The following is a 21,545-nucleotide window of genomic DNA, read 5'->3' as shown; positions in this document are numbered from 1 at the left end:
ACCCTCCCCGTCCCCAACGACCGGGTTTTAGGAGCCGGCCCCTGTCCCCGGGGCCGGCTCCGCTGTTTCAGGCCGTGCCTGTCGAGGGCAAACGATCGGGGTTCAGCCGAGGGCCGCAGGCCGGACTGGCCTTTCCCAGCGAGGCGGAAGGGAGCAATATAGCTCGTTCATTGCGGATGAAGGCGATGCTGGAAGTCCCTGAGGATCGCGGCGCCCGACACCGGCTTTTCAAGGCTATAGACGAAGCGTTCAAGGCGGGCGATTTCGCTGCGCTCGGTATCGCCCTCGGTGGCTCCGCGCGCTGGTTCGACGAGGGGATGCCGTTCGAGCTCGGTCTCGGTCATCCGCTGGAATATGCCATCTACTGGAGCCCGGCCGCGTTCATTACTGCGCTTCTCGATGCGGGGTCGAACCCGAATTACGAGGATCCCGCCGGCTTTCCGTCAATCATCGCGGCGTTGTCGACGGAACGGCCGGACCGGCTGGACGTCGTCCGCATCCTGCTAAACCATGGCGCCGATCCGAACATGCGCGGCGTCAACGACTGGACGCCCCTGCACTACGCGGTGTCGCGGCGTGACGCCGACGCGATCCACCTGCTGCTGCTCTCCGGCGCGGACCCATCGCTAAGAACCCGCATCGACGACTATGAGACACCATTGGAAGGCGCGGAAGAGGCTGGCTTCGAGGCCGGCGCCTTGCTGCTGCGTGAAGCGATGCGCAGCCGCGGCGGATGACGCGCGGAGCGCGGCCGTCGTTATACCACCGTCAGCCTGGCCTTGAAGCGTTTGGCATTGACCACATAGTGAGCGGCCGAGACGCGCAGGCGCTCGACCGCCGCTTCATCCAGCGTCCTGATCATCTTGGCCGGCGAGCCGACGATCAGCGAATTGTCGGGAAAAACCTTGTTTTCCGTCACCAGCGCTCCGGCGCCCACCAGCGAGTTGTTGCCGATCCTGGCGCCGTTCAGAATGATGGCGCCCATGCCGATCAGGCTGTTGTCGCCGATCGTGCAGCCGTGCAGCAGCGCGCGATGGCCGATCGTGCAGCCTTGGCCGATGGTCAGCGGAAAGCCCGGATCGGTGTGCATGATCGTATGTTCCTGCACATTGGTGTCGGCGCCGATCGTAATTGGCTCGCCATCGCCGCGGATGGCGACGCCGAACCAGAAGCCGACGTTGCGGCCGATCCGGATATTGCCGATCAGCGTGGCGTCGGGCGCAATCCAGTTCGTGTCGGCGTCCTCGAACTCAGGCGCTTTCCCATCGATTCCATAGACCGGCATTGTGCGTCTCCGAATCGTCTCAACCAGCGAATTCGAAAGACCCTAAGTTCTCGGTCGCCCAGGATGCAATGGCGATGAGCACGACGCCGAGCGCCAGAGCCCAGACGATGGCCGTGCAGCCGCAGGACAACAGCGCCATCGTGCCGATGCGGCCCTCGCGCCGGGCGGCCAAAGCTTCGTTGGTAAGCATGAACGGTCCGGCGCAGGCCGTTGCCGCGAGCGAGCGCAGGATATGGACGGGCGAAACATAGGGTTCGGCAAAGGCCAGGCGTCGTCCGGAGAAAAGCTCCATGGCCGATCCGGACAGCCCGCAGGCCGTGAGGCCAACCGCAAAAGCGTAAAGAACAAGCACAACGGCACCCATATTTACCAACCGTTTACCATGAAAACGCACAGTCGTGCCAACGCGCTGCAAGAGCCATGCCGCGCAGGCTGTGCCGCCGAAGGACAGGTGGGCGGATCGGGAAAGAGCGATGAGAGACGCAACGGCTGCCGAAAGCCCCGACTTCGAGGTCGTCGATTCGACCCTGATGAAGCGGGTCTTCTATATTTTCGCGGCTCTGGCGCTGCTTTCGGTGGCGATCAGCGTCGGCGGCAAATGGCTCGGACGGTCGATCGCCATGGCGGGCTATTCGGATGACACCACGGTGCGCCAGATCGTCATGGGCAACAATCTGATCAGCGTGCCGGCAAACTTCATCCGCTTCGACCAGGCCAGGCGCGACGGCATCGCCTCGCGGCTCGATCTCTATCTGCGCTATCCCGAGATGGACGGCTACAGCGCGGCCGCGCGTGACGACTTCAACCACACGACGACCAAGAAGATCATCTTCCTGTCGTTCGAGCCGCGTATGATGTCGCGCGACATGAGCGGCCGTTTCGCGCCGATCTACAGCGCCCTGATCGAAAAGCCCGGCACCCCCGGCCCGGGCGGCACGACGGTTTACGCTTTCAGCGAAAAATCAGGCTATCTCAACGAGGTGCTGGTCGTCGCCGAGCGCCCCGGCAAGGATCCGTTCGTCGCCCGCTGTCTCAGCGGGCCGAGCGCGGAGGAATCGCTGGCGCCTTGCGAGCGCGACATCCAGGTCGGCGACGATCTCAGCCTCACCTACCGCTTTCCGCGCGAGTTGCTGGCGAACTGGCCGGCGGCGGACGCGGCGATCGCCGCCAAGGTGGCGAGCATCCTGAAAACGGGACACTGAGGGCTGGCTCAACGCTTCTCCGCCTCGGGCGCCAACACACTGTCTGGCATCGCGCTGACAAGGCGCGCTAATGGTCAACCATGATGCCAGCCTATCTCGACTTCGACTCATCGAATCGCCGCCTGCGTCTCGACCCGCACGAACCGGCCTTCGTGCAGAGCCCTTACGAGGCCTATGCCTTCCTTCATGGCACTGCCAACGCTTTCTTCTGGGAAGACTACGGTTTCTGGTGCTTCGGCGGCTTCGACGACGTCAACCGCTTGCTGCGCGACCGCCGTTTCGGCCGCCAGAACCCGGCGGGGATTCCCGACAGCCGCGGCGTTGGCGAAGACCGCTCGCACCTCGTGGCCTTTGATGCGATCGAGGCCAACTCCATGCTGGAACTCGAGCCGCCGGTGCACACTAGGCTGCGGACGCTGGTCAACCGCGCCTTCGTCTCACGCCAGGTCGAGCGGCTCAGGCCACGGATCGAGGCCTTGGCCAACGAGTTCGTCGACCGCTTCCAGCCAAACGGCGTCGACCTTTTGCCGGCCTACGCCTCGCCCCTGCCGATCACCATCATCGCCGAGATGCTCGGCGTTCCAGTCGAGATGGGGCCGCAACTGCTCGACTGGTCGCATCAGATGGTGGCCATGTACATGCATGGCCGCACACGCGAGGTCGAGGACACAGCCAACCGCGCCGCACGCGATTTTGCCGCGTTCCTGCGGGGCTATATCGCCGAGCGCCGCAAGAAGCCGGGCGACGATCTGCTGTCGCTGCTGATCGAGGCCCGGGACAACGGCCAGAGGCTGTCGGAGGACGAGTTGGTTTCCTCGGCGATCCTGCTTCTCAATGCCGGCCATGAGGCGACCGTGCACCAGACTGGCAATGCGGTGCGCTCGATCCTGGCCCAGGGCGGCGATCCACGCCGGTTCTTTGAAACGCCGGAGAAAAACGTCGCGGCAGTCGAGGAGTGCCTGCGCTTCGACGCGCCGCTGCACATGTTCCTGCGCTATGCCTATGAGGAGATCGAAGTGTCACCAGGAATCGCGGTCAAGCCCGGCGAGATGGTCGCGCTTCTGCTCGGCATGGCCAATCACGATCCGCTGGCTTTTGCCGAGCCCGACACTTTCAATCCGGCCCGCGCGGACCAGAAGAATGTCTCCTTCGGCGCCGGCATCCATTTCTGCATCGGCGCGCCGCTCGCCAGGCTTGAGCTGCAGGTGTCGCTGAAGACGCTGTTCGACCGGCTGCCGGAACTACGCCTGGCGGAGACGCCGCGCTTCCGCGACACTTATCATTTCCACGGGCTGGAACGGGTTCCCGTGACTTTTTGATAGGCGAACCGATCCTGCTTCGAGCAGCTCAAATTGTCGTTCGGGAACCTAGACATGAAATTCGCCTACCTGCAGGAACCACCCTTCTGCTTCACCGACGCATCGGGCTTGGTCGTCGGCTGCGACGTGGCGCTCGCCAAGCGGATATGCCAGATGCTCGGGCTGGGCGCGTTTTCTCCCGTCGAAGCCGAGTTCGCTGAACTGCTTCCCGGCCTGGTGGACAACCGATGGGACATGACGACGGGCCTGTTCATCTCGGACGAGCGCACAAGGCTCGTTGACTTTACGCGCCCGATCTGGTCGCTGCCTGACGGATTGATGGTGGCAAAGAACAATCCGTTGAGGCTGGAGGGCTACCGCTCGCTTGCCCTGCACCCTTCAGCGGTACTTGCCGTGATATCGGACCAGGTTCAGCATCAAACCGCGTTGCAGAACGGCGTTCCGCCCAATCGGGTCAGGATATTTGCGACGCAGGCTCAGGCGGCGGAAGCCGTGGCGAAGGGTATGGCTCAGGCCTATGCCAGCGTCGCCATGGCGCATCGCGGCTACATTGCCCAGCGCGCCGACGAGCGGCTCGATGTCGTCGAGGTTCCCGCATCGGAGAAGCAGCCTGCCGCCGGTGCGTTCGCATTGGCCAAGGGCAATGCCGCGCTGCGCGAGCGGATCGATCGGTGTCTGAGCGATCTTCTTGGAAGTCCGTGGCACCGGAAGATGATGATCGAATGTGGTTTTTCCGACGAGGATGTCGACCGACTGTTGTGAGCCGGCCGAAACCGTCAAAGCTTGATCACATATTCCTTGCGCGTCGTCTCGAGCACTTCCCAGCTGCCCTTGAAGCCCGGCCTCAGCACGAAGCTGTCGCCGGCCCGCACGGTGCGCGCCTCGCCGCCGTCTTCGGCGATCACCGAGACGCCGAACAGGATGTGACAGAATTCCCATTCGTCGTAGGAGATGCGCCATTTCCCCGGCGTCGCTTCCCAGATCCCGGCATAGAGACCGCCGTCACGCTCCTCGACATTCCAGGTGCGGAATTTCGGATCGCCCGAGATCACCCGGTCCGGGGCCGGCGCACCGGCCTCCGGCTCGACGCTGTCGACACTGACCGCAAGAAAGGCAGACATATCAGACCTTGCTCAACGCCTGCTCAAGATCGGCGACGATGTCGTTGACGTCCTCGATGCCGATCGACAGCCGCACCGTATCCGGCCCGGCGCCGGCCTTGACCTTCTGCTCGTCGGAGAGCTGGCGGTGCGTGGTCGAGGCCGGATGGATGACCAGCGACTTGGTGTCGCCGACATTGGCGAGATGCGAGAAGAGCTCCAACGACTCGACGAATTTCACGCCGGCCTCGTAGCCGCCCTTGAGGCCGAAGGTGAAGACGGCGCCCGCGCCCTGCGGCGAATATTTCTTCTGCAGCGCGTTGTTCTTGTCGCTGGGCAGTCCGGGATAATTCACCCAGGCGACCTTGGGATGGTTGGAGAGCCACCCGGCGACGCTCGCGGCGTTGTCGCAGTGGCGCTGCATCCTGAGCGGCAGCGTCTCCAGGCCGGTCAGGATCAGGAAGGCGTTGAAGGGCGAGATCGCCGGGCCAAGGTCGCGCAGGCCGAGAACGCGCGCGGCGATGGCGAAGGCGAAGTTGCCGAAGGTCTCATGCAGGACGAGCCCGCCATATTCGGGCCGCGGCTCCGACAGCATCGGGTATTTGCCGGATTTCGACCAGTCGAACGTGCCGCCGTCGACGATGACGCCGCCGATCGAATTGCCGTGTCCGCCGATGAATTTTGTCAGCGAGTGGACGACGATGTCGGCGCCATGTTCGATCGGCCGCACCAGATAGGGCGAAGCCAGCGTGTTGTCGACGATCAACGGCAGGCCATTCTTGCGGGCAATGTCGCCGATCTTCTCGATGTCGACGAAAGCGCCGCCAGGATTGGCGAGGCTTTCGATGAAGATCGCCTTGGTTCTGTCGTCGATCTGGTTCTCGAAGGTCGAGAGGTCGTTGACATCGGCCCAACGCACCTCCCAGCCATAATTCTTGAAGGCGTGGCCGAACTGGTTGATCGAACCGCCATAGAGCTTGTTGGCGGCGATGAAATTGTCGCCCGGCTGCATCAGATTGTGGAAGACGATGACCTGCGCGGCATGGCCGGAGGCGACGGCAAGCGCGGCGGTGCCGCCTTCCAGCGCGGCGACGCGCTCCTCGAGCACCGCCTGCGTCGGGTTCATGATGCGGGTGTAGATGTTGCCGAAGGCCTTCAACCCGAACAGCGAAGCGGCGTGGTCGGCATCGTCGAAGACAAAGGAGGTGGTCTGATAGATCGGCGTGGCCCTGGCGCCGGTCGCCGGATCGGGCTTGGCGCCGGCATGAACGGCCAAGGTGTTGAAACCGGGCGTACGGGTCATCTAAATCTTCCTCTCCTGATCTGCGAAAAAACGCCGGGCATTCTTGGCGAAGCCCGGGTTGGAATGCAAAGAAGAAAATACCTTTCAGGGCGCGATCTGCGACCAACGCCCGAGAAAATCCGTTTCTTCCCGGAATAATTTTGCGCGAACCGCTAGGCGCCTACTTCTGCCGCACGCCGAAGCTCTGGAACCCCTGACGCATCAACGGCTTCTTCGACGACAGAACGCCGGAGTTGACACCAGTCCAGCCGATCTCACCCGACAGCTTGCCATATTCGATCTTCGGGCAGCGATTCATCACCACCTTGATGCCGGCTGCCTCGGCGCGGGCAGCGGCCTCGTCATGGTGCACGCCAAGCTGCATCCAGACGACTTTGGGCAGCGGGTCGAGCTTCAGCACCTGGTCGATGATGCCGGGCACCGCCGCGGAGCCGCGAAAGATGTCGACCATGTCGACCGGATGCGGCAGGTCGGCCAGGCTGGCATAGACGGTCTGCCCGAGGATCTGCTTGCCGGCTTGGCCAGGGTTGATCGGGATCACCGAAAAACCCTTGGCCAAAAGATATTTCAGCACGAAGTAGCTTGGCCGCACGTCGTTGGGCGAGGCGCCGACCATGGCGATCGTCTTTACCGAATTCAGGATGCCGGCGATGTAGGCGTTGTCGTAAGTGTCGTGGTTCATGGTTCGTCCTCATACAGCGCTTCGGCGAGAAAGGCAGCCGGGTCGCTGCAGAAGTCGCGCATCATGCGAAAATGGTCGGTGTCCTGAAAATCGATCTGGTCGAGACCGAAGCGGCTGATGCGGAAGAGCCGCGCGTTCGGACAGGCCATCAGCAGCGGCGAGTGCGTCGCCATGATCACCTGCGCCGTGCCGGATTGCTCCATGCGTTGAAGCAATTTGAGCAGCTCGATCTGGCGCGTCGGCGACAGCGCGCTTTCGGGCTCGTCGAGGATGTAGATGCCTTGCCGGCGGCAGCGCTCCTCGAAGAAGCGGATGAAGCCTTCGCCATGCGACCAGGACAGGAAGTCGGGTGGCGCTCCGCCGGATTCCAGAGCCGCCCGGTCAAGGTAACGTGCAACCGAGTAGAAGGATTCAGCTCGAAAGAACCAGCCGGCTGTGACCTTCGGCAGCCAATGGCCGCGCAGTGTGTCTGCAAGCGCCGCGCCGCTTTTGTCGATGGCGATGGAATGATCGACAGGCCTGTAACCCTTGCCGCCGCCAGCTTCGTCATAACCGGCCAATGCTCCGATCGCTTCCAGCAGCGTCGATTTGCCGGTGCCGTTCTCGCCGACGATGATGGTGATGGCCGAGGCGAATTCGAACTCGAATTCGCGGTCGCGGAAAATCGGCAGGTTCCAGGGATATTGCTCCCAGTCGGCAACACGCGACGGCTCAAGGAGGATGCGCTTGAGGTAGGGCGCTTTCAGCCGCGTCAGTTGCTTGCGGGCAGCCACGTCGAACCCTTAGCGATGGAATGGCGCGGATCCATTCAAGCCGCTACTCGTCGGACCATTGCGGCTTGCGCTTGCCGATGAAGGCGCCGATGCCTTCCTCCGCGTCGCGCGCCAGCATGTTTTCCACCATCACGCGGCCGGTATAGGCATAGGCGTCGCCCAGCCCCATCTCGGCCTGGGCGTAGAACGCTTCCTTGCCGGTCTTGACCACCAAAGATGATTTTGACGCAATGGTTTGCGCGTATTTGTTGACAACCTGATTCAGATATTCGCGCGGCACGATGCGGTTGATCAGACCGAACTCCTTGGCGGTCGCGGCGTCAATCGTCTCGCCGGTGAGCAGCATTTCCATCGCCTGCTTGCGCGAGACATTGCGCGACAGTGCCACCATGGGCGTCGAGCAGAACAGGCCGATGTTGACGCCCGGCGTGCAGAAGCTCGCTTCGTGCGAGGCGATGGCAAGGTCGCAGCTCGCGACCAGTTGCAGACCGGCGGCGGTGGCGAGACCGTCGACCTCGGCGATGACCGGCTTCGGGTGGCGCACGATGGTCTGCATCAACGTCGCGCAGGCGGCGAAGGTCTTTTCGAAGAAAGCCTTGCCGCGATCCGCTTCGGCGCGGTGCGCCGTCATCTCCTTGAGGTCGTGACCGGCGCAGAACACTTTGCCCGACGCCGCCAGGATGATCACGCGCACGGATTTGTCTTCTCTCACCCGATCGAACTCGGCTTGCAGCGCCGCCATCGTCGCCAGCGACAGCGCATTGGCCGGCGGGCTGGCCAGCGTGAGACGCACGATGCCCTTGTCCTGGCTGACAAGAACGGGGCCGTCGGCGACGGCGGGCTTGATGGCAACAACTTCAGCCATGTCCAATCTCTCGGGTCAGCGCTTGCGGCGCATGGAGCAACAGAACTAGCACGCTGCCGGTTGAAGAACAGCCGCGAGACGTGTTTTCTCCGTCGCATCGTTTGGTCCAGGCACATCGCCCGGAGCCCACCATTCATATAGGACGCCGCCATGCCTGCCCAAAGCGATCTGAAGCCAGTGCTCAATGCGGCGGAAGTCAACGCGCTGATGGCAAGCGTCTATCCGCAACTCAACGACAACTTCATCTCCTACGAGGCGATCGACGTGTTTCCCGGCGGCTGCACGGTTCGGCTCAATGCCGACGAGCGGCATCTGCGTCCCGGCGGAACGGTATCCGGTCCATCGCTGTTCACGCTTGCCGACATCGGCGGCTATGTCTGCGTGCTCAGCCACGCCGGACCGGATGCGCTTTCAGTGACGGTCAACCTCGACATCAACTTCATGCGCAAGGCCGAGGCCGGCCCGATCGACGGCCATTGCCGGATCCTGAAGCTCGGCAAAAGCCTGATGGTGTTCGACATCGACATCGTGGCGGGCCCGGATGGGCACACTGTGGCGCACGCCACGGGGACCTACTCGATCCCGAGGAAGCGAATAAGCGACAAGTCCACCTGACGTGTTGCCGGAACTCCCAGTCGATACGTTCGTTCTGCGGCATGCCCGATGTTACAACCTACCTTGCCTTTGTCGGCGCCGTGCTCGCCTATCAGCTTTCCGGTGTCGGTCCCGACATGATGCTGGTGATCAGCCGCGGCGTCGGGCAAGGCTCGCGCCATGCCTTGGCCACCGCAGCGGGCTGCGTATCGGCCGGCGTCGTCCAAATTCCATTGCTGGCAATGGGGCTTGCCTCGCTGGTCACATCCTCCCCAACTCTTTACAGCTTCCTTCAGATCATCGGCGCCACCTATCTGATCGCCATCGGGATCAAATTCCTCTTGGCGCGCCGACTGGGCGAGGGTGGCGGCGCGTCTACCTTTGCCAACACCAGCAGCATCCCGGCTGCTTTCCGGCAAGGCATGATCTGCAATCTCACCAATCCGACCACGCTCGCTTTCATGCTGGCGGTGCTGCCGCAATTTGTTCACCCCTGGAGCGGTTCGCCGGCGCTGCAGTTCATCATTCTCGGCGCGACCATGAAAATGACCGGACTGGTCATTCTTGGCGCTGTCGCGTTGACCTCCGGCGCGGTAGGCGGCTGGCTGGCGCGCCGAAGCTTCTTTCTTGTCTGGCAAGAAAGGCTGGCAGGAGCTTTAATGATCGCCATCGGCGTCCGACTTCTTCTTACAGCTGTGGGCGGTCGGCGCTGAGCCAGATGATTGTCGATTAGCGACCCGTTGTGTGGTAAAATAATACCTCTGCCTTTAGTCGTTGAAATCAAACGGTTTTTCATAACGATCGGCCGCAACTGACACTTGACGTATATGCCCCCCTCGCCTATAAGCCCTCGCGAAGCAGCGGCCCGCAACGGCCGCCGTTTTGTTATTGGCGGCTGGCTCGGCTTTCCGTCAATCCAAGCAACAAGAAACGCCTTCTCCTGTCCCAGGCAGGAAGGGTCAAACTGAGAGCAAAACCATGGCTACCTTTTCGCAGAAGCCTGCGGATGTGGTGAAGAAGTGGGTGCTGATCGACGCCGAAGGTCTCGTCGTCGGTCGTCTGGCCACCGTCATCGCCAACCATCTGCGCGGCAAGCACAAGCCCACCTTCACTCCGCATGTCGATGATGGCGACAACGTCATCGTCATCAATGCCGACAAGGTGGTGTTCACCGGCAAGAAGTACACCGACAAGGTCTATTACTGGCACACCGGCCATCCTGGCGGCATCAAGGAGCGCACCGCGCGCCAGCTGCTCGAGGGCCGTTTCCCCGAGCGCGTCGTCGAGAAGGCCGTCGAGCGCATGATCCCGCGCGGCCCGCTTGGCCGCCGCCAGATGAAGAATCTCCGCGTCTATGCCGGCGCCGAGCATCCGCACACCGCCCAGCAGCCCGTCACGCTCGATGTGGCCAAGCTGAACTCCAAGAACAAGAGGGCTTCGTAATGGCTGAGCTTTCCTCGCTCGCAGAACTCGGCACCGTCGCCGCGCAGCCGGCCGCGCCCGTGCATGTCCAGAAGCTCGACAAGTCGGGCCGCGCCTATGCCACCGGCAAGCGCAAGAACGCCATCGCGCGCGTCTGGGTGAGGCCGGGCTCCGGCAAGATCACCGTCAACGACAAGGAATTCGCGACCTATTTCGCGCGTCCGGTGCTGCAGATGATCCTCAACCAGCCGATCGTAGCGGCCAACCGCGCCGGCCAGTACGACATCGTCGCCACCGTCATCGGCGGCGGCCTCTCCGGTCAGGCCGGTGCGGTCCGTCACGGCATCTCCAAGGCGCTGACCTACTATGAGCCGGGCCTGCGCTCGGTGCTCAAGAAGGGCGGCTTCCTGACCCGCGACAGCCGCGTGGTCGAGCGCAAGAAGTACGGCAAGGCCAAGGCCCGTCGCAGCTTCCAGTTCTCGAAGCGCTAAGCGCTGGGAGATCCAAGCTTTCGAAAAGGCCGCCTCCGGGCGGCCTTTTTGTTTCCGTCACCAGCGCCCGGCCGGCGTCTTGATGTAGTCGATGAAGGCACGCAGCGGCGCCGGCACCAAGCGGCGCCCGGGATAGTAGAGAAACGGTCCCGAAAAGTTTTGCCACCACGGCTCCAGCACGGGCTCCAGCACGCCACTCTCGAAATGCGGGCGCACCCAGTCCTCGAAGAGCCAGAGAATGCCGACGCCGGCGATCGCCGCGTCAATGGCGAGATCGACGCCTCCGCCGATGCTGACGAGCAATGGTCCCGTGGTATCGACCCGCACCACCTCACCGTCCCGCTCGAACTCCCAGGGCGTCATGACCCCGCTCGGGAAGCGGCCGCGTATGCAGGCATGGCCAAGCAGGTCGCGCGGGTGCTGCGGTCGGCCGTACCGGTCAAGATAGGCCGGCGCGGCGGAGGTGGTGAAGCGCTGCGTGCGCGGTCCGATCGGCACGGCGATCATGTCCTGCTCCAGCCGCTCATCATAGCGGATGCCGGCATCGCAGCCAGCCACCAGCAGATCGATGAAGTTCTCCTCGGCGATCACCTCCAGGCGAATGGCAGGATAGGCCGCCAGAAATCCCGGAACGATCCTTGGCAACACCAGCCGCGAGGCGCTTATCGGCACGTTGAGCCGCAAGGTTCCGGCAGGCCGGTCGCGAAAGCCGTTCACCACATCGAGCGCAGCTTCCACCTCGCCCAATGCGGGGCCGAGCCGCGCCAGCAGGCCGGCGCCGGCCTCGGTCAAAGCGACGCTGCGTGTGGTGCGATTGAAGAGCCGCACGCCAAGCTGTGTTTCCAGACGGCGGATGGCTTCACTGAGCGCGGAGGCGCTGCCCGCCGTGGCGCGGGCGCCTTCGCGGAAGCCGCCGGCGCGCGCCACAGCCATGAATGCCTGGAGATCGTTGAGATCAGCCATTGTTCTGCAGTCCGTACAAGTTGTTTCGATTATACCCGGTTATCGGGACAACGGCCATGCCCTATCTCCCTCGTCGACAGCGAAGGAGAACCACGATGTCCAGCGTAAACAAATCCGGCACCTATAAACTCGGCGACCGTTCGGTCCGCCGCCTCGGCTACGGCGCCATGCAGCTCGCAGGCAAGGGCGTGTTCGGTCCGCCGAAAGATCATGAGGCGGCCATTGCCGTGCTGCGCGAAGCGGTGGCGCAAGGCGTGAACCATATCGACACCAGCGATTACTACGGTCCCTACGTCACCAACAGGCTGATCCGCGAGGCGCTGTCGCCCTACCCCGACGACCTCACCATCGTCACCAAGATCGGCGCCCGCCGTGGCGAAGACGCCTCTTGGCTGCCGGCCTTTACAGCCGACGAGCTCGAACAGGCCGTGCACGACAATCTCCGCAATCTCGGTCTTGAGGTGATGGACGTCGTCAATCTGCGCATCATGTTCGGGGTGCATGGTCCGGCCGAGGGTTCCATCGAGGCGCAGGTCACCAAGCTGGCCGAGTTGCAGCGCAAAGGCCTGGTGCGCCATATCGGCTTGAGCAACGTCACCCGCGCGCAGATCGCGGAAGGCCGCAAGATCTGCGACATCGTCTGCGTGCAGAACCAGTACAATCTGGCGCACCGCGACGATGACGCGCTGATCGATGAGCTGGCGCGCGACGGCATCGCCTATGTGCCGTTCTTCCCGCTCGGTGGGTTCAGCCCGTTGCAATCGTCGACGCTGTCCGACGTGGCCGACCGGCTCGGCGCGACGCCGATGCAGGTGGCGCTGGCGTGGCTGCTGCAGCGTTCGCCGAATATCCTTTTGATACCGGGCACCTCCTCGGTCGCGCATCTGCGGGAGAACCTGGCAGCCGCGGAGTTGGAGCTGTCGGCTGGTGTGCTAGCCGAGTTGGACGGGGTGGCGAAGGCGGCGTAGGTCGCGATTAGCTAATCTCCCCCCTCGTGGGGGAGATGGCCGGCAGGCCAGAGGGGGACGCGAAGGAACGCCGGCGCCACCAGGACAAGGTTCCTCGCCCCCATGAGATGGGGGAGAGGTGGCTCGGCGAAGCCGAGACGGAGAGGGGGAGCGCCCTTCGAAGGCCCCTCTCCGTCCGCTTCGCGGACACCTCTCCCCGCCTCTGGCGGGGCGAGGAACCCAAAGCTTCACCAGGTCGGCGGGACAGCGCCCCCCTCTGCCCTGCCGGGCATCTCCCCCACGAGGGGGGAGATTGGCAGCTTCCGCGCCGCGCTTTAGTTGATGCTCGCCGTATGCGCCGGCTCGGCCTGCCTGATGTCCGTCGTATAAGGCACCCGATACCCGTTCGCCGCCAGCCACTCGATGGCCGCCTTCGGCTCGTCGGTCTGGATGATCGTCGCGCCGCGGTCGACCCAGAAACCCCAGGCTTCGCGCGGCAGGCCGGCGGCGACGGCGAGTTCGTCGCCACGGCCGCCGGCCAGGAAACCGCCCGGCTTGTGCACGATGGCGTAGGTGTCGGCCCAAAGGTGCCAATCACCGCGGGCGGCTTCCGCGCGCATATGGTTGCTGAACAGCGGCCCGCCAGAGGCGGTCAGCGTCTCGGCGCCGTTGCGCCAGTTGATCAATTCGATGGCGCGCGGCGCGAACACCTTGTCGACCTCATCGGCGAAGGCGGCGCCATGCACGGCGTCGTCGGCGAGGATCGGCATGAACTGGAAGCCGCCGCCTGCCCTGGCGAGCGCGGCACTGGCGGCATCGATGCGCTGCCGGTTCCAGAGGTTCTCCTTGACGATCACCTGATCGGCCATGCCGAGGTCGCGCGCCTCCGCGACCATGCCCGGCAGGTCGGTCACCTCCAGCTTGTTGTCGAGGTTGATCAGGATCCTGTCCCTGGTCGTCAGCAGCATCTCGCGCAGCGTCGACACCGTCTCGTCGGTGACGGTGCCGGTGCCCTCGATGACCAGCCGGCATTTCTTCAGTTCGGCCAGCGTGTACGTTACGACCTCGCCCTTGCAGGTGGTCGTGCGGTCGAGCCAGCTGTCATGCATGATGACGAACTCGCCATCCTTCGCGCGCCGGACGTCCACCTCGACGATCTCGGCGCCGATCGCGATCGAGCCTTCGACGGCGGCCAGCGAATTCTCGGCGTAAAGCGTCTTGCCAGCCTGCATGCTGCCGGCGCGGTGCGCGGCGATCATCACATGATTGCGCCACTGATTGGCGTGTTCGAAACGGTCGAGGATTTGGCCGGCGCGCGTCTCGCCGGCCAAACTTTGGTTAGGGATCACGCCAAACGCGGCGGAGAGAAAAAGGCTCAGCCAGAGTGTTCGCATCGGGGAATCGCTCCGTTCCGGGTCGGGACCCGGTTAGGCGATGCCCATGACACGGTGGTGAACGAAGCCGGCTAGCTGTTTCGTATCGCAGTCCGTCAAATCCGCTTGGAAAGGCGTCGGAACCAGGCGAGCGCCGGCATTTCGACGAAGCGCCAGGTGAACCAGGATGCGACGATGACGGTGATCAACATTGCGATCAAAGCCGCGAAACCGATCCAGGGCGAGCCGGTGCCGAAGCCGGTGGCATGGTCGCCGCGCAGCATCAGATCGCCGACGATGCCGAGCCCGAGCTTGCGTTCGATCAGGCCGCCGGCATTGATCATGCGGGCCTGGACGAAGATGTGGACCATGTAGATCGAATAGGAGAGCGAGCCGAGCAGCAGCATCGGCCGGCTGCGCAAAGCCACGCTGACCCACCCGCCCTCATGCGCAAAGAGATAAAGCGCCAGCGCGAAGACGACCGGTGCGGCAATACCAATGTCGTTGGTGCCGGCAATGGAGACGAACAGCGCGATCCCCGCGATCATCGCAAGCTCGGCCAAGCTCCAGGCGAGGCGCCCTGCCCCGCCGCTGAGCCCCTGTCGCGCCTCTGCAATGGAATCGTGCTGAAACCAGGCGAGTAACGCGCCGAGCGAGAAGCCGGAAAGGCAACGGATGAAGCCGAAATCGAAGGACACGTCCATATGACGCGTCGAGACCGCCACCAGGAAAAGCGGCGCCGTCACCGCGGCGGCGACCAACCATATCCAGGCGCGCTGTCCAGCAGTGAAGACGACGGCGGCAAAGAGCAGATAGGTGAAGAACTCGGCCGAAATGCTCCAGCTCGGCGCGTTCCAGCTCAGATGATCCTCGACGCCCATGCCCTGCAGGAGGAAGAGGTTGGCGCGGAGGCTTTTCAGGTCGAAACCGGCGGTGAAGGGCGCGGGACCCGTTCCGCGCAGCGCCGGCAGGACGAGCCGCAGCGCCTCGAAGCCGGCGAAAGCGGCAAGCGTCAGGAGATGCAGCGGATAGATGCGGCCGAAGCGCACCAGCGCGAAGCGGGCGAGGTCGTCCTGCTCGTTCAGCCGGCTGCCATAGGCGCTGGCGATGACGAAGCCGGAGAGCACGAAGAAGAAATCGACGAACAGATAGGAGCCACCGACAAAGGCGCTTTGCGAAATCATCGAGGTGGTCGGGAAATGGAACAGCGCCACCAGCAGCGCGCAGATGCCGCGCCAGGAATCCAGCACCAGAAAGCGCTCGCCGGCCGCCGTGCCGACACGGGTCGCCGCGGGTGCGGGCACAAGGTTGAGCAGAGCCGTCTCAGCCATAATGATACAGATCCTGTGTTGCCGTGGCACTCGCCGAGCGCAGCGCCGTTTCGCCAAGCTGTGACTGGCATGTTGCGTGCCGGTTCTGTAGTGGTGGCTGCCCCGATGCAAACCGAGGACCCGTAATGGCGAACAAAGAGATCGACCACGCCTTCACCGCCCGCTCCAAGACGGGTGCGTCGTTCGAGCCGACCTATGCCGGCGCGCTGTCGTTCATGCGGCGCAAATACACGAAGGACGTTAAGGGCGCGGACGCCGTGGTATGGGGCATTCCCTTCGACGCCGCCGTCACCAACCGGCCGGGCGCCCGCTTCGGGCCGCAGGCGATCCGTCGCGCCTCGGCGATCCTCGACAACGACCCGCAATATCCGTTCTCGCGCGATCTGTTCGAGCAACTTTCGGTGGTCGACTATGGCGATTGCCTACTGGACAGCGGCAATCACCAGAAGACGCCCGGCACGATCGAGCGCGAGGCGGCCAAGATCCTGAAATCAGGCGCGTTCCTTTTGACGCTCGGCGGCGACCATTTCGTCACCTGGCCGCTGCTCAAGGCGCATGCCGCGATCCACGGGCCGCTGGCGATGGTGCAGTTCGACGCGCATCAGGACACCTGGCCGGATGACGGCAAGCGCATCGACCACGGCTCCTTCGTCGCCCGCGCGGTGAATGAAGGCATCATCGACCCCGACCGCTCGATCCAGATCGGCATCCGCACCCATGCGCCCGATACGTTCGGCATCAAGATCCTCTACGGCCATGAGGTCGAGGAGATGCGCGCCTCCGACATCGCCTATGCGATCGTCGAGCGCACCGGCGGCAAGAAGACCTATCTCACCTTCGACATCGACTGCCTCGATCCGGCCTTCGCGCCAGGCACCGGCACGCCGGTGGCAGGTGGCCCGTCATCGGCCAAGATGCTGTCGACGCTGCGTCAGCTCGGCCAGGTCGATGTCGTCGGCGCCGACATCGTCGAGGTTGCGCCGGCCTATGATCATGCCGATATAACGGCGATCGCCGGATCGATCATCGCCATGCACTATCTCGGCCTGTTGGCGGAACGAAAGGCACGGGCGGAAGAGTTGAACAACGGCAATCATGCCGCGCTAAATCATGCTCACGGCATATGATATTGGAATCGCAGGGAATTTTGCAAGCGATGAAACCGAAAATCTTCATTGACGGCGAACACGGCACGACCGGTCTGCAGATCAGGGCGCTGCTTGCAGATCGCGGCGACCTGGAGATCATCTCCATCCCGACCGAGCGCCGCAAGGAGACCGCTGCCCGCGCCGAATTCCTCAACACGGCCGATGTCGCGATCCTTTGTCTGCCGGATGCGGCGGCGAAGGAGAGCGTGTCGCTGATCACGAACGACACGACCAAGGTGATCGACGCCTCGACGGCGCATCGCGTCGCCGAGGGCTGGGAATATGGCTTTGCCGAAATGGACAAGGACCAGGCGAAGAAGATCGCCAGCGCGAAGCGCATCGCCAATCCGGGCTGCTGGCCGCAGGGGCCGATCGCGACGCTGCGGCCACTGGTCTCGGCGGGGCTGTTGCCGGCCGACTTTCCGGTCACCGTCAACGGCATCTCCGGCTATTCCGGCGGCGGCCGGCCGATGATCGAAGACTATGTCGGCAAAGGCGAGGACGCGCCCGAGTTCCTGCCCTACGGGCTGACGCTGCAGCACAAGCATGTGCCGGAGCTGCGCACCTATGCGAAGCTGTCGCACGACCCGATCATGCAGCCGGCGGTGGGCAATTTCGCGCAGGGCATGATCACCGTGGTGCCGCTGCAACTCGGCGGTCTGGACCGCGTGCCGACCGGCGCCGAACTCCACGCGGCGATCGCCGACCATTATGCGTCGATCGACGGCGGCGTGGTCGAGGTCGCGCCCTACACTCATATGGAGCGGATCCCGGAGATCGATCCCGAGATCTATAACGGGACCAACCGGATGAAGGTCTATGTGTTCGCCAATGACGAGCGGGCGCAGGCGCTGCTGATGGCCGTCTACGACAATCTCGGCAAGGGCGCGTCGGGCGCCGCGGTGCAGAATCTCGACCTGATGCTCGGCATCAAGCACTGAGCGGCAATGCAGGCGTTTCCCGAGCGCTGGAAGGTCAGCGCTCCCGAGCTCATTGCCGAGACGTTTTCCAGCCGGATCTGGAAGGTCGCGCGGGACGACGGCTCGGCGGCAATCGTCAAGGATCTGAAACCCTTCGACGATGTCGCGGACGAGCTGCGCGGCGAGCATTACCTCGCCTGGCGGCGCGGCGAAGGGGCGGTGCGGCTGCTCGGCCGCGACGGCCATCGCATGCTGCTCGAATATGCCGGCGACAGGCTGCTCTCGCAGCATCTCGCCGAGCATGGCGACGATGCGGCCACCGCGATCGCGGCCGATGTGATGGCAAGGTTGCTGTCGCCGTCCAAGCACACGCCTCCGCCCGACCTGCTAGCCGTTGCGGGAGCGGTATGTCAGCTTGTTCCGGGTGGCCAAGGCCGACCGGGCCGTCGGACGAGCAAGCCTCTATGTCCACGCCGCAGACCTCGCCGAGCGGTTGCTTGCCGATCCGCATGAGATCAAGCCGCTGCATGGCGACCTGCATCACGACAACATCCTTTTCGGCCCGCGCGGCTGGCTTGCGATCGACCCCAAGGGGGTCATCGGCGACCCCGGCTTCGATGCTGCCAACATGTTCTACAATCCACTCGACCGCGACGATCTCTGCCTCGATCCGCGCCGGATCGCGCATATGGCCGACATATTCGGAAAGACGCTCGGGCAGTCGCCGCGCGCCATCCTCGACCATGCGATCGCCTATGGCTGCCTGTCGGCCGCGTGGCATCGCGAGGACAAGAACGCGGTCGACGAGAACCGCGAGCTGGCCGTTGCCGAAGCCGTTCGACAGGTTCGGGCGCGATACTGATCGCCGGCCGTCAGCTTCTGACGCTTATCTCGGTCGGCAGCGGATAGGCGCCCTTGGTGCCGCGCCAATGCGCGGTGGCGAAGCCGAGCAGGACCAGCGCGATCGCCTGATGCGTCAGCGCCATATGCAGCGGCACCTGCATCAGCAGCGTGCCGATGCCGATCGAGGCCTGGACGACCACCAGCGCGAACAGAAGCGTGGCCCGGCGGGCATGGGTGGTACCGGGCTGGCGCCGCCACGTGGCGATCATATGCCAGAGCGCCACGACAAAGACCGTATAGGCGCCCAGCCGATGGACGAACTGCACCGTCTTCGGATTCTCGAAGAAGTTCACCCAGACGGGCTTCAGGAGAAGCAGATCGGATGGGATCGCGTTTCCGTCCATCAGCGGCCATGTGTTGTAGGAAAGACCGGCGTGAAGGCCGGCGACCAGCCCGCCGAGATAGATCTGGATCAGCGTCAGGAACACGATGAAGCCGGCGAGCCGCTGCGTCGCGCGGTCGGCGGCGGGCTCGGAATGCGGCGCGAGACCTCGCGCAACTGCCATGGTGGCGGTGAAGATCAGCGCGGCAAGCGTCAGGTGCGTCGCCAGCCGGTACTGGCTGACCGAGACGCGGTCGACAAGGCCCGAAGCTACCATCCACCAGCCGATGGCGCCTTGTACGCCGCCGAGCGCCAGGATGCCGACGAGCTTCAGCCCGAGCCCGCGTTCGATGCGGCGCGTTGCCCAGAAGAACAGCAGCGGCAGGGCGAAGACCACGCCGACGCTGCGCGCCAGGATGCGGTGCGCCCACTCCCACCAGAAGATCGACTTGAAGTCCTCAAGGCTCATGCCCTTGTTGATCTCGGTATATTGCGGGATCTGCTGGTAGCGCTGGAACTCTTCCTGCCATTCGGCGTCGTTGAGCGGCGGGATGGCGCCATGGATCGGCTGCCACTCGGTAATCGACAGTCCCGAGCCGGTGAGACGCGTGGAACCTCCGACCAGCACCAGCGCAAACAGAACGAGCACCACGACGTAGAGCCAACCGCGCACCAAAGCGCGGTTACGGAGGTCGCGGTCGCGTGCTGCATAGGGGGCCGTGGCGGTGATGGCAGCCATGGGCGTATTCCAACCATTGAAAACGGCGGATTGGTGGACCATGACCGCCCGGCTGACAAGACTGGACAGCGCGGCACGCCGTCGCGCCGGGCCGCGGTGGTTGCGCGCGCACGCCATTCAGCCTAAGCGAGACGGGCCAACGAGACCGCGACATGCCCATTCGCCTGAAAAAGCTGATCGGAACCATCCTGCTAGTGGCGCTGGTCATCATCTATGCGCTGATCGCCTCCGCGGTCGCGGTCACCAGGCTCGCCGAATACGGGCCTACGGCGCATCTCCTGTTCTTCCTGCTCAGCGGGTTTCTCTGGGTTCTGCCGGCCATGGCCATCATCAAATGGCTGATCATCGAGCCGCGGCCCAAGGGCTGATCCTCGCTGACGCCAGCGGCGCCGGCTGGTCTAGATGGTCACCACCATCTTGCCGGCATTAGCGAGCGGCGTCGTGATGCCGGACAGCATCGTTTGGATATGCGCAACGCTCTGGTAGCGGCCGTTGACGGAGATGCGCGGCAGCGCGTGCAGGAAGCCGGCATGCTCGGCCCTTAGCACGCCGTGCCGCGTGGTCACCGCCGAAACGTAGCCCGCGTCGCGGGCAAAACCCACTTCGCGGCAGCCGACAGCGCTGGCATAGCCGTAAGGGTAAGCGAAATGGCGCGGCTCCTCGCCGAGCCTTTCCGCAAGGATGCGGCGCACGTCGCCGATCTCATGGCGCGCATCGGCTTCGGACAGGCGCTTCAAGTTTCGATGATTGACCGTGTGCGCACCGATGGTCACCAGCGGGTGGGCGGCCATGGCGCGGAGCTCATCCCAATTCATCAAGGTGCATGGGCGGCCTGTGCCGAATTCATAGCCGTTCGATCGGGCAAGCTCGCGCAATGCCGCACCCTGCTCCTCCTCGGGCACTTCCACGGTTAGCCAGGCGTTCAGCCGCGCGACGGCCTGGATCTTCCTGCCCCGTGTCGAGCAATCGATCACCCTCTGCTTGCTCGCCATCGTCAGCGTCAAGCGCGGGCTGGTGTCGACGATATCCTCGATCACGTCCCACCAGAGATCGACGGCGCCGTCGATCAGGCCGGGGGCGACGTAGATTGTGATTGGCGCGCCGTGCTTTTCCAGCACTGGAAGCGCCTCGGTCATGTTGTCGCGATAGGCGTCGTCGGCGGTGATGGTGGCGAACTGGCCGCCTTTCCCACCCATCTTGATACGCTCGATCGCTTCATCAAGGGAAACAAAGGCATAGCCTCGCCCCTTCATGTCGACGATCAGCCTGTCAAGGAAGGCGGGAGCGATGTTCAGATGCCGGTTGACGCTGTTCGGCTTCTCCGGCATCGCGGTGACGCGGTGCAGCATCAGGATGGCGCCGATGCCGCCGACAAACGGCCGCGCCAGGGGCGCCAGACCGGAGTAGCGGGCAAGGTTCAACGCCAGTTTCCGGATTGCCTCGCCCCCGTCGATCATTCCTTCACCTTTTGCGCCTAGGCTCAACCAAGCACGACATTCGCCTATGCGAACCCCCAAGTCGGAACCAATACGTCTTAAGGATTGAGGGATGGTTGACGCCGCCGCGTCATTTGACGGCAACCGGGTCGCTGCCAATGAGGTCTCCAGGCGACCGATGAAAGCCGATCAGCGCCGGTGGACCACTGCCGCAAGCGACGGCGCCGGCCTTGCCGATTACGCTCAATTCTGCGCCTCGGCTCTGTTCGCGCCGGCGCAAAGCGCATCCTGGGTGAACAACTGGGCAGCCGCGACAGGCGCCGACATGGTTGTCGCGACGCTGACTTGTGATGCCCGCCCGGCGCTATCGCTGGCGCTGGAAGTCGTGCGACGCGGCCCGTTCAAAATTGCCCGTTTCGCCGGCGGC

The 21,545-nt window shown here is 63.9% G+C and carries 25 protein-coding genes and 1 pseudogene (1 of these 26 cut by a window edge); 14 read left to right on the top strand and 12 right to left on the bottom strand.

Annotated elements, in window-relative coordinates:
• Positions 1–176: 176 nt before the first annotated feature.
• A complete protein-coding gene (locus E5X34_RS29530) occupies positions 177–737 on the top strand; it encodes an ankyrin repeat domain-containing protein (protein ID WP_292572295.1) in 561 nt (186 codons plus the stop codon).
• A 20-nt stretch (positions 738–757) separates the two neighbouring features.
• On the opposite strand, the gene E5X34_RS29525 is transcribed toward E5X34_RS29530, so the two are convergent.
• Positions 758–1,285 (bottom strand): gamma carbonic anhydrase family protein, encoded by a 528-nt coding sequence (locus tag E5X34_RS29525; RefSeq protein ID WP_292572293.1) that lies wholly within the window; start codon positions 1,283–1,285, stop codon positions 758–760.
• Positions 1,286–1,304: 19 nt separating this feature from the next.
• The gene (locus E5X34_RS29520) at positions 1,305–1,649 is read right to left on the bottom strand and encodes a hypothetical protein (RefSeq protein ID WP_292572302.1); all 345 of its coding nucleotides are present in this window, start codon (positions 1,647–1,649) and stop codon (positions 1,305–1,307) included.
• A gap of 109 nt (positions 1,650–1,758) precedes the next feature.
• Between E5X34_RS29520 and E5X34_RS29515 the strand changes: the two genes are divergently transcribed.
• The 3 genes from E5X34_RS29515 to E5X34_RS29505 all read left to right on the top strand — a co-directional run bounded on the left by E5X34_RS29515 (position 1,759) and on the right by E5X34_RS29505 (position 4,568).
• Positions 1,759–2,487 (top strand): hypothetical protein, encoded by a 729-nt coding sequence (locus E5X34_RS29515; protein WP_292572290.1) that lies wholly within the window; start codon positions 1,759–1,761, stop codon positions 2,485–2,487.
• A gap of 80 nt (positions 2,488–2,567) precedes the next feature.
• Complete coding sequence (locus tag E5X34_RS29510) at positions 2,568–3,806, top strand: cytochrome P450 (RefSeq protein WP_292572288.1); 1,239 nt, start codon at positions 2,568–2,570, stop codon at positions 3,804–3,806.
• A gap of 54 nt (positions 3,807–3,860) precedes the next feature.
• Positions 3,861–4,568: a transporter substrate-binding domain-containing protein gene (locus E5X34_RS29505; protein ID WP_292572285.1), complete on the top strand. Its 708-nt coding sequence runs from the start codon at positions 3,861–3,863 to the stop codon at positions 4,566–4,568.
• 14 nt (positions 4,569–4,582) lie between these two features.
• Here E5X34_RS29505 and E5X34_RS29500 read toward each other — a convergent pair whose 3' ends face one another.
• The 5 genes from E5X34_RS29500 to E5X34_RS29480 form a co-directional block, all read right to left on the bottom strand.
• On the bottom strand, positions 4,583–4,927 hold the full coding sequence (locus tag E5X34_RS29500) for a cupin domain-containing protein (protein WP_292572283.1): 345 nt from the start codon (positions 4,925–4,927) through the stop codon (positions 4,583–4,585).
• Between the two features lies 1 nt (position 4,928).
• Positions 4,929–6,209 carry an O-acetylhomoserine aminocarboxypropyltransferase gene (locus E5X34_RS29495; RefSeq protein WP_292572281.1) on the bottom strand — a complete coding sequence of 427 codons (1,281 nt, stop codon included), beginning with the start codon at positions 6,207–6,209 and terminating at the stop codon, positions 4,929–4,931.
• Positions 6,210–6,369: 160 nt separating this feature from the next.
• Positions 6,370–6,891 (bottom strand): CoA-binding protein, encoded by a 522-nt coding sequence (locus E5X34_RS29490; protein ID WP_127867886.1) that lies wholly within the window; start codon positions 6,889–6,891, stop codon positions 6,370–6,372.
• Positions 6,888–7,664 carry an AAA family ATPase gene (locus E5X34_RS29485; protein ID WP_292572278.1) on the bottom strand — a complete coding sequence of 259 codons (777 nt, stop codon included), beginning with the start codon at positions 7,662–7,664 and terminating at the stop codon, positions 6,888–6,890. Before E5X34_RS29485 ends, E5X34_RS29490 begins: the two co-directional genes overlap by 4 nt.
• 43 nt (positions 7,665–7,707) lie before the next feature.
• A complete protein-coding gene (locus tag E5X34_RS29480) occupies positions 7,708–8,529 on the bottom strand; it encodes an enoyl-CoA hydratase (protein ID WP_292572276.1) in 822 nt (273 codons plus the stop codon).
• 150 nt (positions 8,530–8,679) lie between these two features.
• On the opposite strand from E5X34_RS29480, the gene E5X34_RS29475 reads away from it, so the two are divergent.
• The 4 genes from E5X34_RS29475 (at position 8,680) to rpsI (ending at position 11,036) form a co-directional block, all read left to right on the top strand.
• The gene (locus E5X34_RS29475) at positions 8,680–9,144 is read left to right on the top strand and encodes a PaaI family thioesterase (protein ID WP_292572274.1); all 465 of its coding nucleotides are present in this window, start codon (positions 8,680–8,682) and stop codon (positions 9,142–9,144) included.
• Between the two features lie 116 nt (positions 9,145–9,260).
• Positions 9,261–9,836, top strand: coding sequence for a LysE family translocator (locus tag E5X34_RS29470; protein ID WP_292572272.1), 576 nt, complete (start codon positions 9,261–9,263; stop codon positions 9,834–9,836).
• 265 nt (positions 9,837–10,101) lie between these two features.
• A complete protein-coding gene (rplM, locus tag E5X34_RS29465) occupies positions 10,102–10,566 on the top strand; it encodes a 50S ribosomal protein L13 (protein ID WP_040983169.1) in 465 nt (154 codons plus the stop codon).
• A complete protein-coding gene (gene rpsI, locus E5X34_RS29460; protein ID WP_292572270.1) occupies positions 10,566–11,036 on the top strand; it encodes a 30S ribosomal protein S9 in 471 nt (156 codons plus the stop codon). The genes rplM and rpsI overlap by 1 nt, the downstream gene beginning before the upstream one ends.
• A gap of 57 nt (positions 11,037–11,093) precedes the next feature.
• Here rpsI and E5X34_RS29455 read toward each other — a convergent pair whose 3' ends face one another.
• The gene (locus tag E5X34_RS29455; RefSeq protein ID WP_292572268.1) at positions 11,094–11,999 is read right to left on the bottom strand and encodes a LysR family transcriptional regulator; all 906 of its coding nucleotides are present in this window, start codon (positions 11,997–11,999) and stop codon (positions 11,094–11,096) included.
• Positions 12,000–12,094: 95 nt separating this feature from the next.
• On the opposite strand from E5X34_RS29455, the gene E5X34_RS29450 reads away from it, so the two are divergent.
• Positions 12,095–12,967, top strand: a complete 873-nt coding sequence (locus E5X34_RS29450) for an aldo/keto reductase family oxidoreductase (RefSeq protein WP_292572265.1) — start codon at positions 12,095–12,097, stop codon at positions 12,965–12,967.
• Between the two features lie 314 nt (positions 12,968–13,281).
• On the opposite strand, the gene E5X34_RS29445 is transcribed toward E5X34_RS29450, so the two are convergent.
• On the bottom strand, positions 13,282–14,340 hold the full coding sequence (locus E5X34_RS29445; protein WP_292572263.1) for a glycerophosphodiester phosphodiesterase family protein: 1,059 nt from the start codon (positions 14,338–14,340) through the stop codon (positions 13,282–13,284).
• Between the two features lie 95 nt (positions 14,341–14,435).
• Complete coding sequence (locus E5X34_RS29440; protein ID WP_292572261.1) at positions 14,436–15,650, bottom strand: acyltransferase; 1,215 nt, start codon at positions 15,648–15,650, stop codon at positions 14,436–14,438.
• 125 nt (positions 15,651–15,775) lie between these two features.
• Here E5X34_RS29440 and speB point away from each other — a divergent pair, with 125 nt between their 5' ends.
• The 3 genes and pseudogenes from speB to E5X34_RS29425 all read left to right on the top strand — a co-directional run bounded on the left by speB (position 15,776) and on the right by E5X34_RS29425 (position 18,580).
• Entirely contained in the window at positions 15,776–16,777 is a 1,002-nt protein-coding gene (gene speB, locus E5X34_RS29435) for an agmatinase (protein WP_292572259.1), read from the top strand.
• A gap of 29 nt (positions 16,778–16,806) precedes the next feature.
• Complete coding sequence (gene argC / locus E5X34_RS29430; RefSeq protein WP_292572257.1) at positions 16,807–17,739, top strand: N-acetyl-gamma-glutamyl-phosphate reductase; 933 nt, start codon at positions 16,807–16,809, stop codon at positions 17,737–17,739.
• 6 nt (positions 17,740–17,745) lie between these two features.
• A pseudogene (locus E5X34_RS29425) lies at positions 17,746–18,580 on the top strand (aminoglycoside phosphotransferase family protein).
• A gap of 10 nt (positions 18,581–18,590) precedes the next feature.
• Here the strand turns inward: E5X34_RS29425 and E5X34_RS29420 are convergent.
• Positions 18,591–19,682 (bottom strand): COX15/CtaA family protein, encoded by a 1,092-nt coding sequence (locus tag E5X34_RS29420; RefSeq protein ID WP_292572254.1) that lies wholly within the window; start codon positions 19,680–19,682, stop codon positions 18,591–18,593.
• Between the two features lie 152 nt (positions 19,683–19,834).
• On the opposite strand from E5X34_RS29420, the gene E5X34_RS29415 reads away from it, so the two are divergent.
• Positions 19,835–20,050 carry a DUF2842 domain-containing protein gene (locus tag E5X34_RS29415; RefSeq protein WP_042643947.1) on the top strand — a complete coding sequence of 72 codons (216 nt, stop codon included), beginning with the start codon at positions 19,835–19,837 and terminating at the stop codon, positions 20,048–20,050.
• A gap of 30 nt (positions 20,051–20,080) precedes the next feature.
• Here the strand turns inward: E5X34_RS29415 and E5X34_RS29410 are convergent, their stop codons facing one another.
• Entirely contained in the window at positions 20,081–21,139 is a 1,059-nt protein-coding gene (locus E5X34_RS29410; RefSeq protein WP_292572251.1) for a polysaccharide deacetylase family protein, read from the bottom strand.
• Between the two features lie 91 nt (positions 21,140–21,230).
• Between E5X34_RS29410 and E5X34_RS29405 the strand changes: the two genes are divergently transcribed.
• Positions 21,231–21,545: the beginning of a GNAT family N-acetyltransferase gene (locus E5X34_RS29405; protein ID WP_292572248.1), read on the top strand. It continues 891 nt past the right edge of the window; 315 of the gene's 1,206 nt are visible here — the first part of the coding sequence; the start codon lies at positions 21,231–21,233; the stop codon falls past the right edge of the window.

This window comes from Mesorhizobium sp., from assembly GCF_004963255.1.
Taxonomy (GTDB): domain Bacteria; phylum Pseudomonadota; class Alphaproteobacteria; order Rhizobiales; family Rhizobiaceae; genus Mesorhizobium.
Note: the sequence above shows the minus strand (reverse complement) of the source record. Positions and strands in the feature narration are given on the sequence as shown.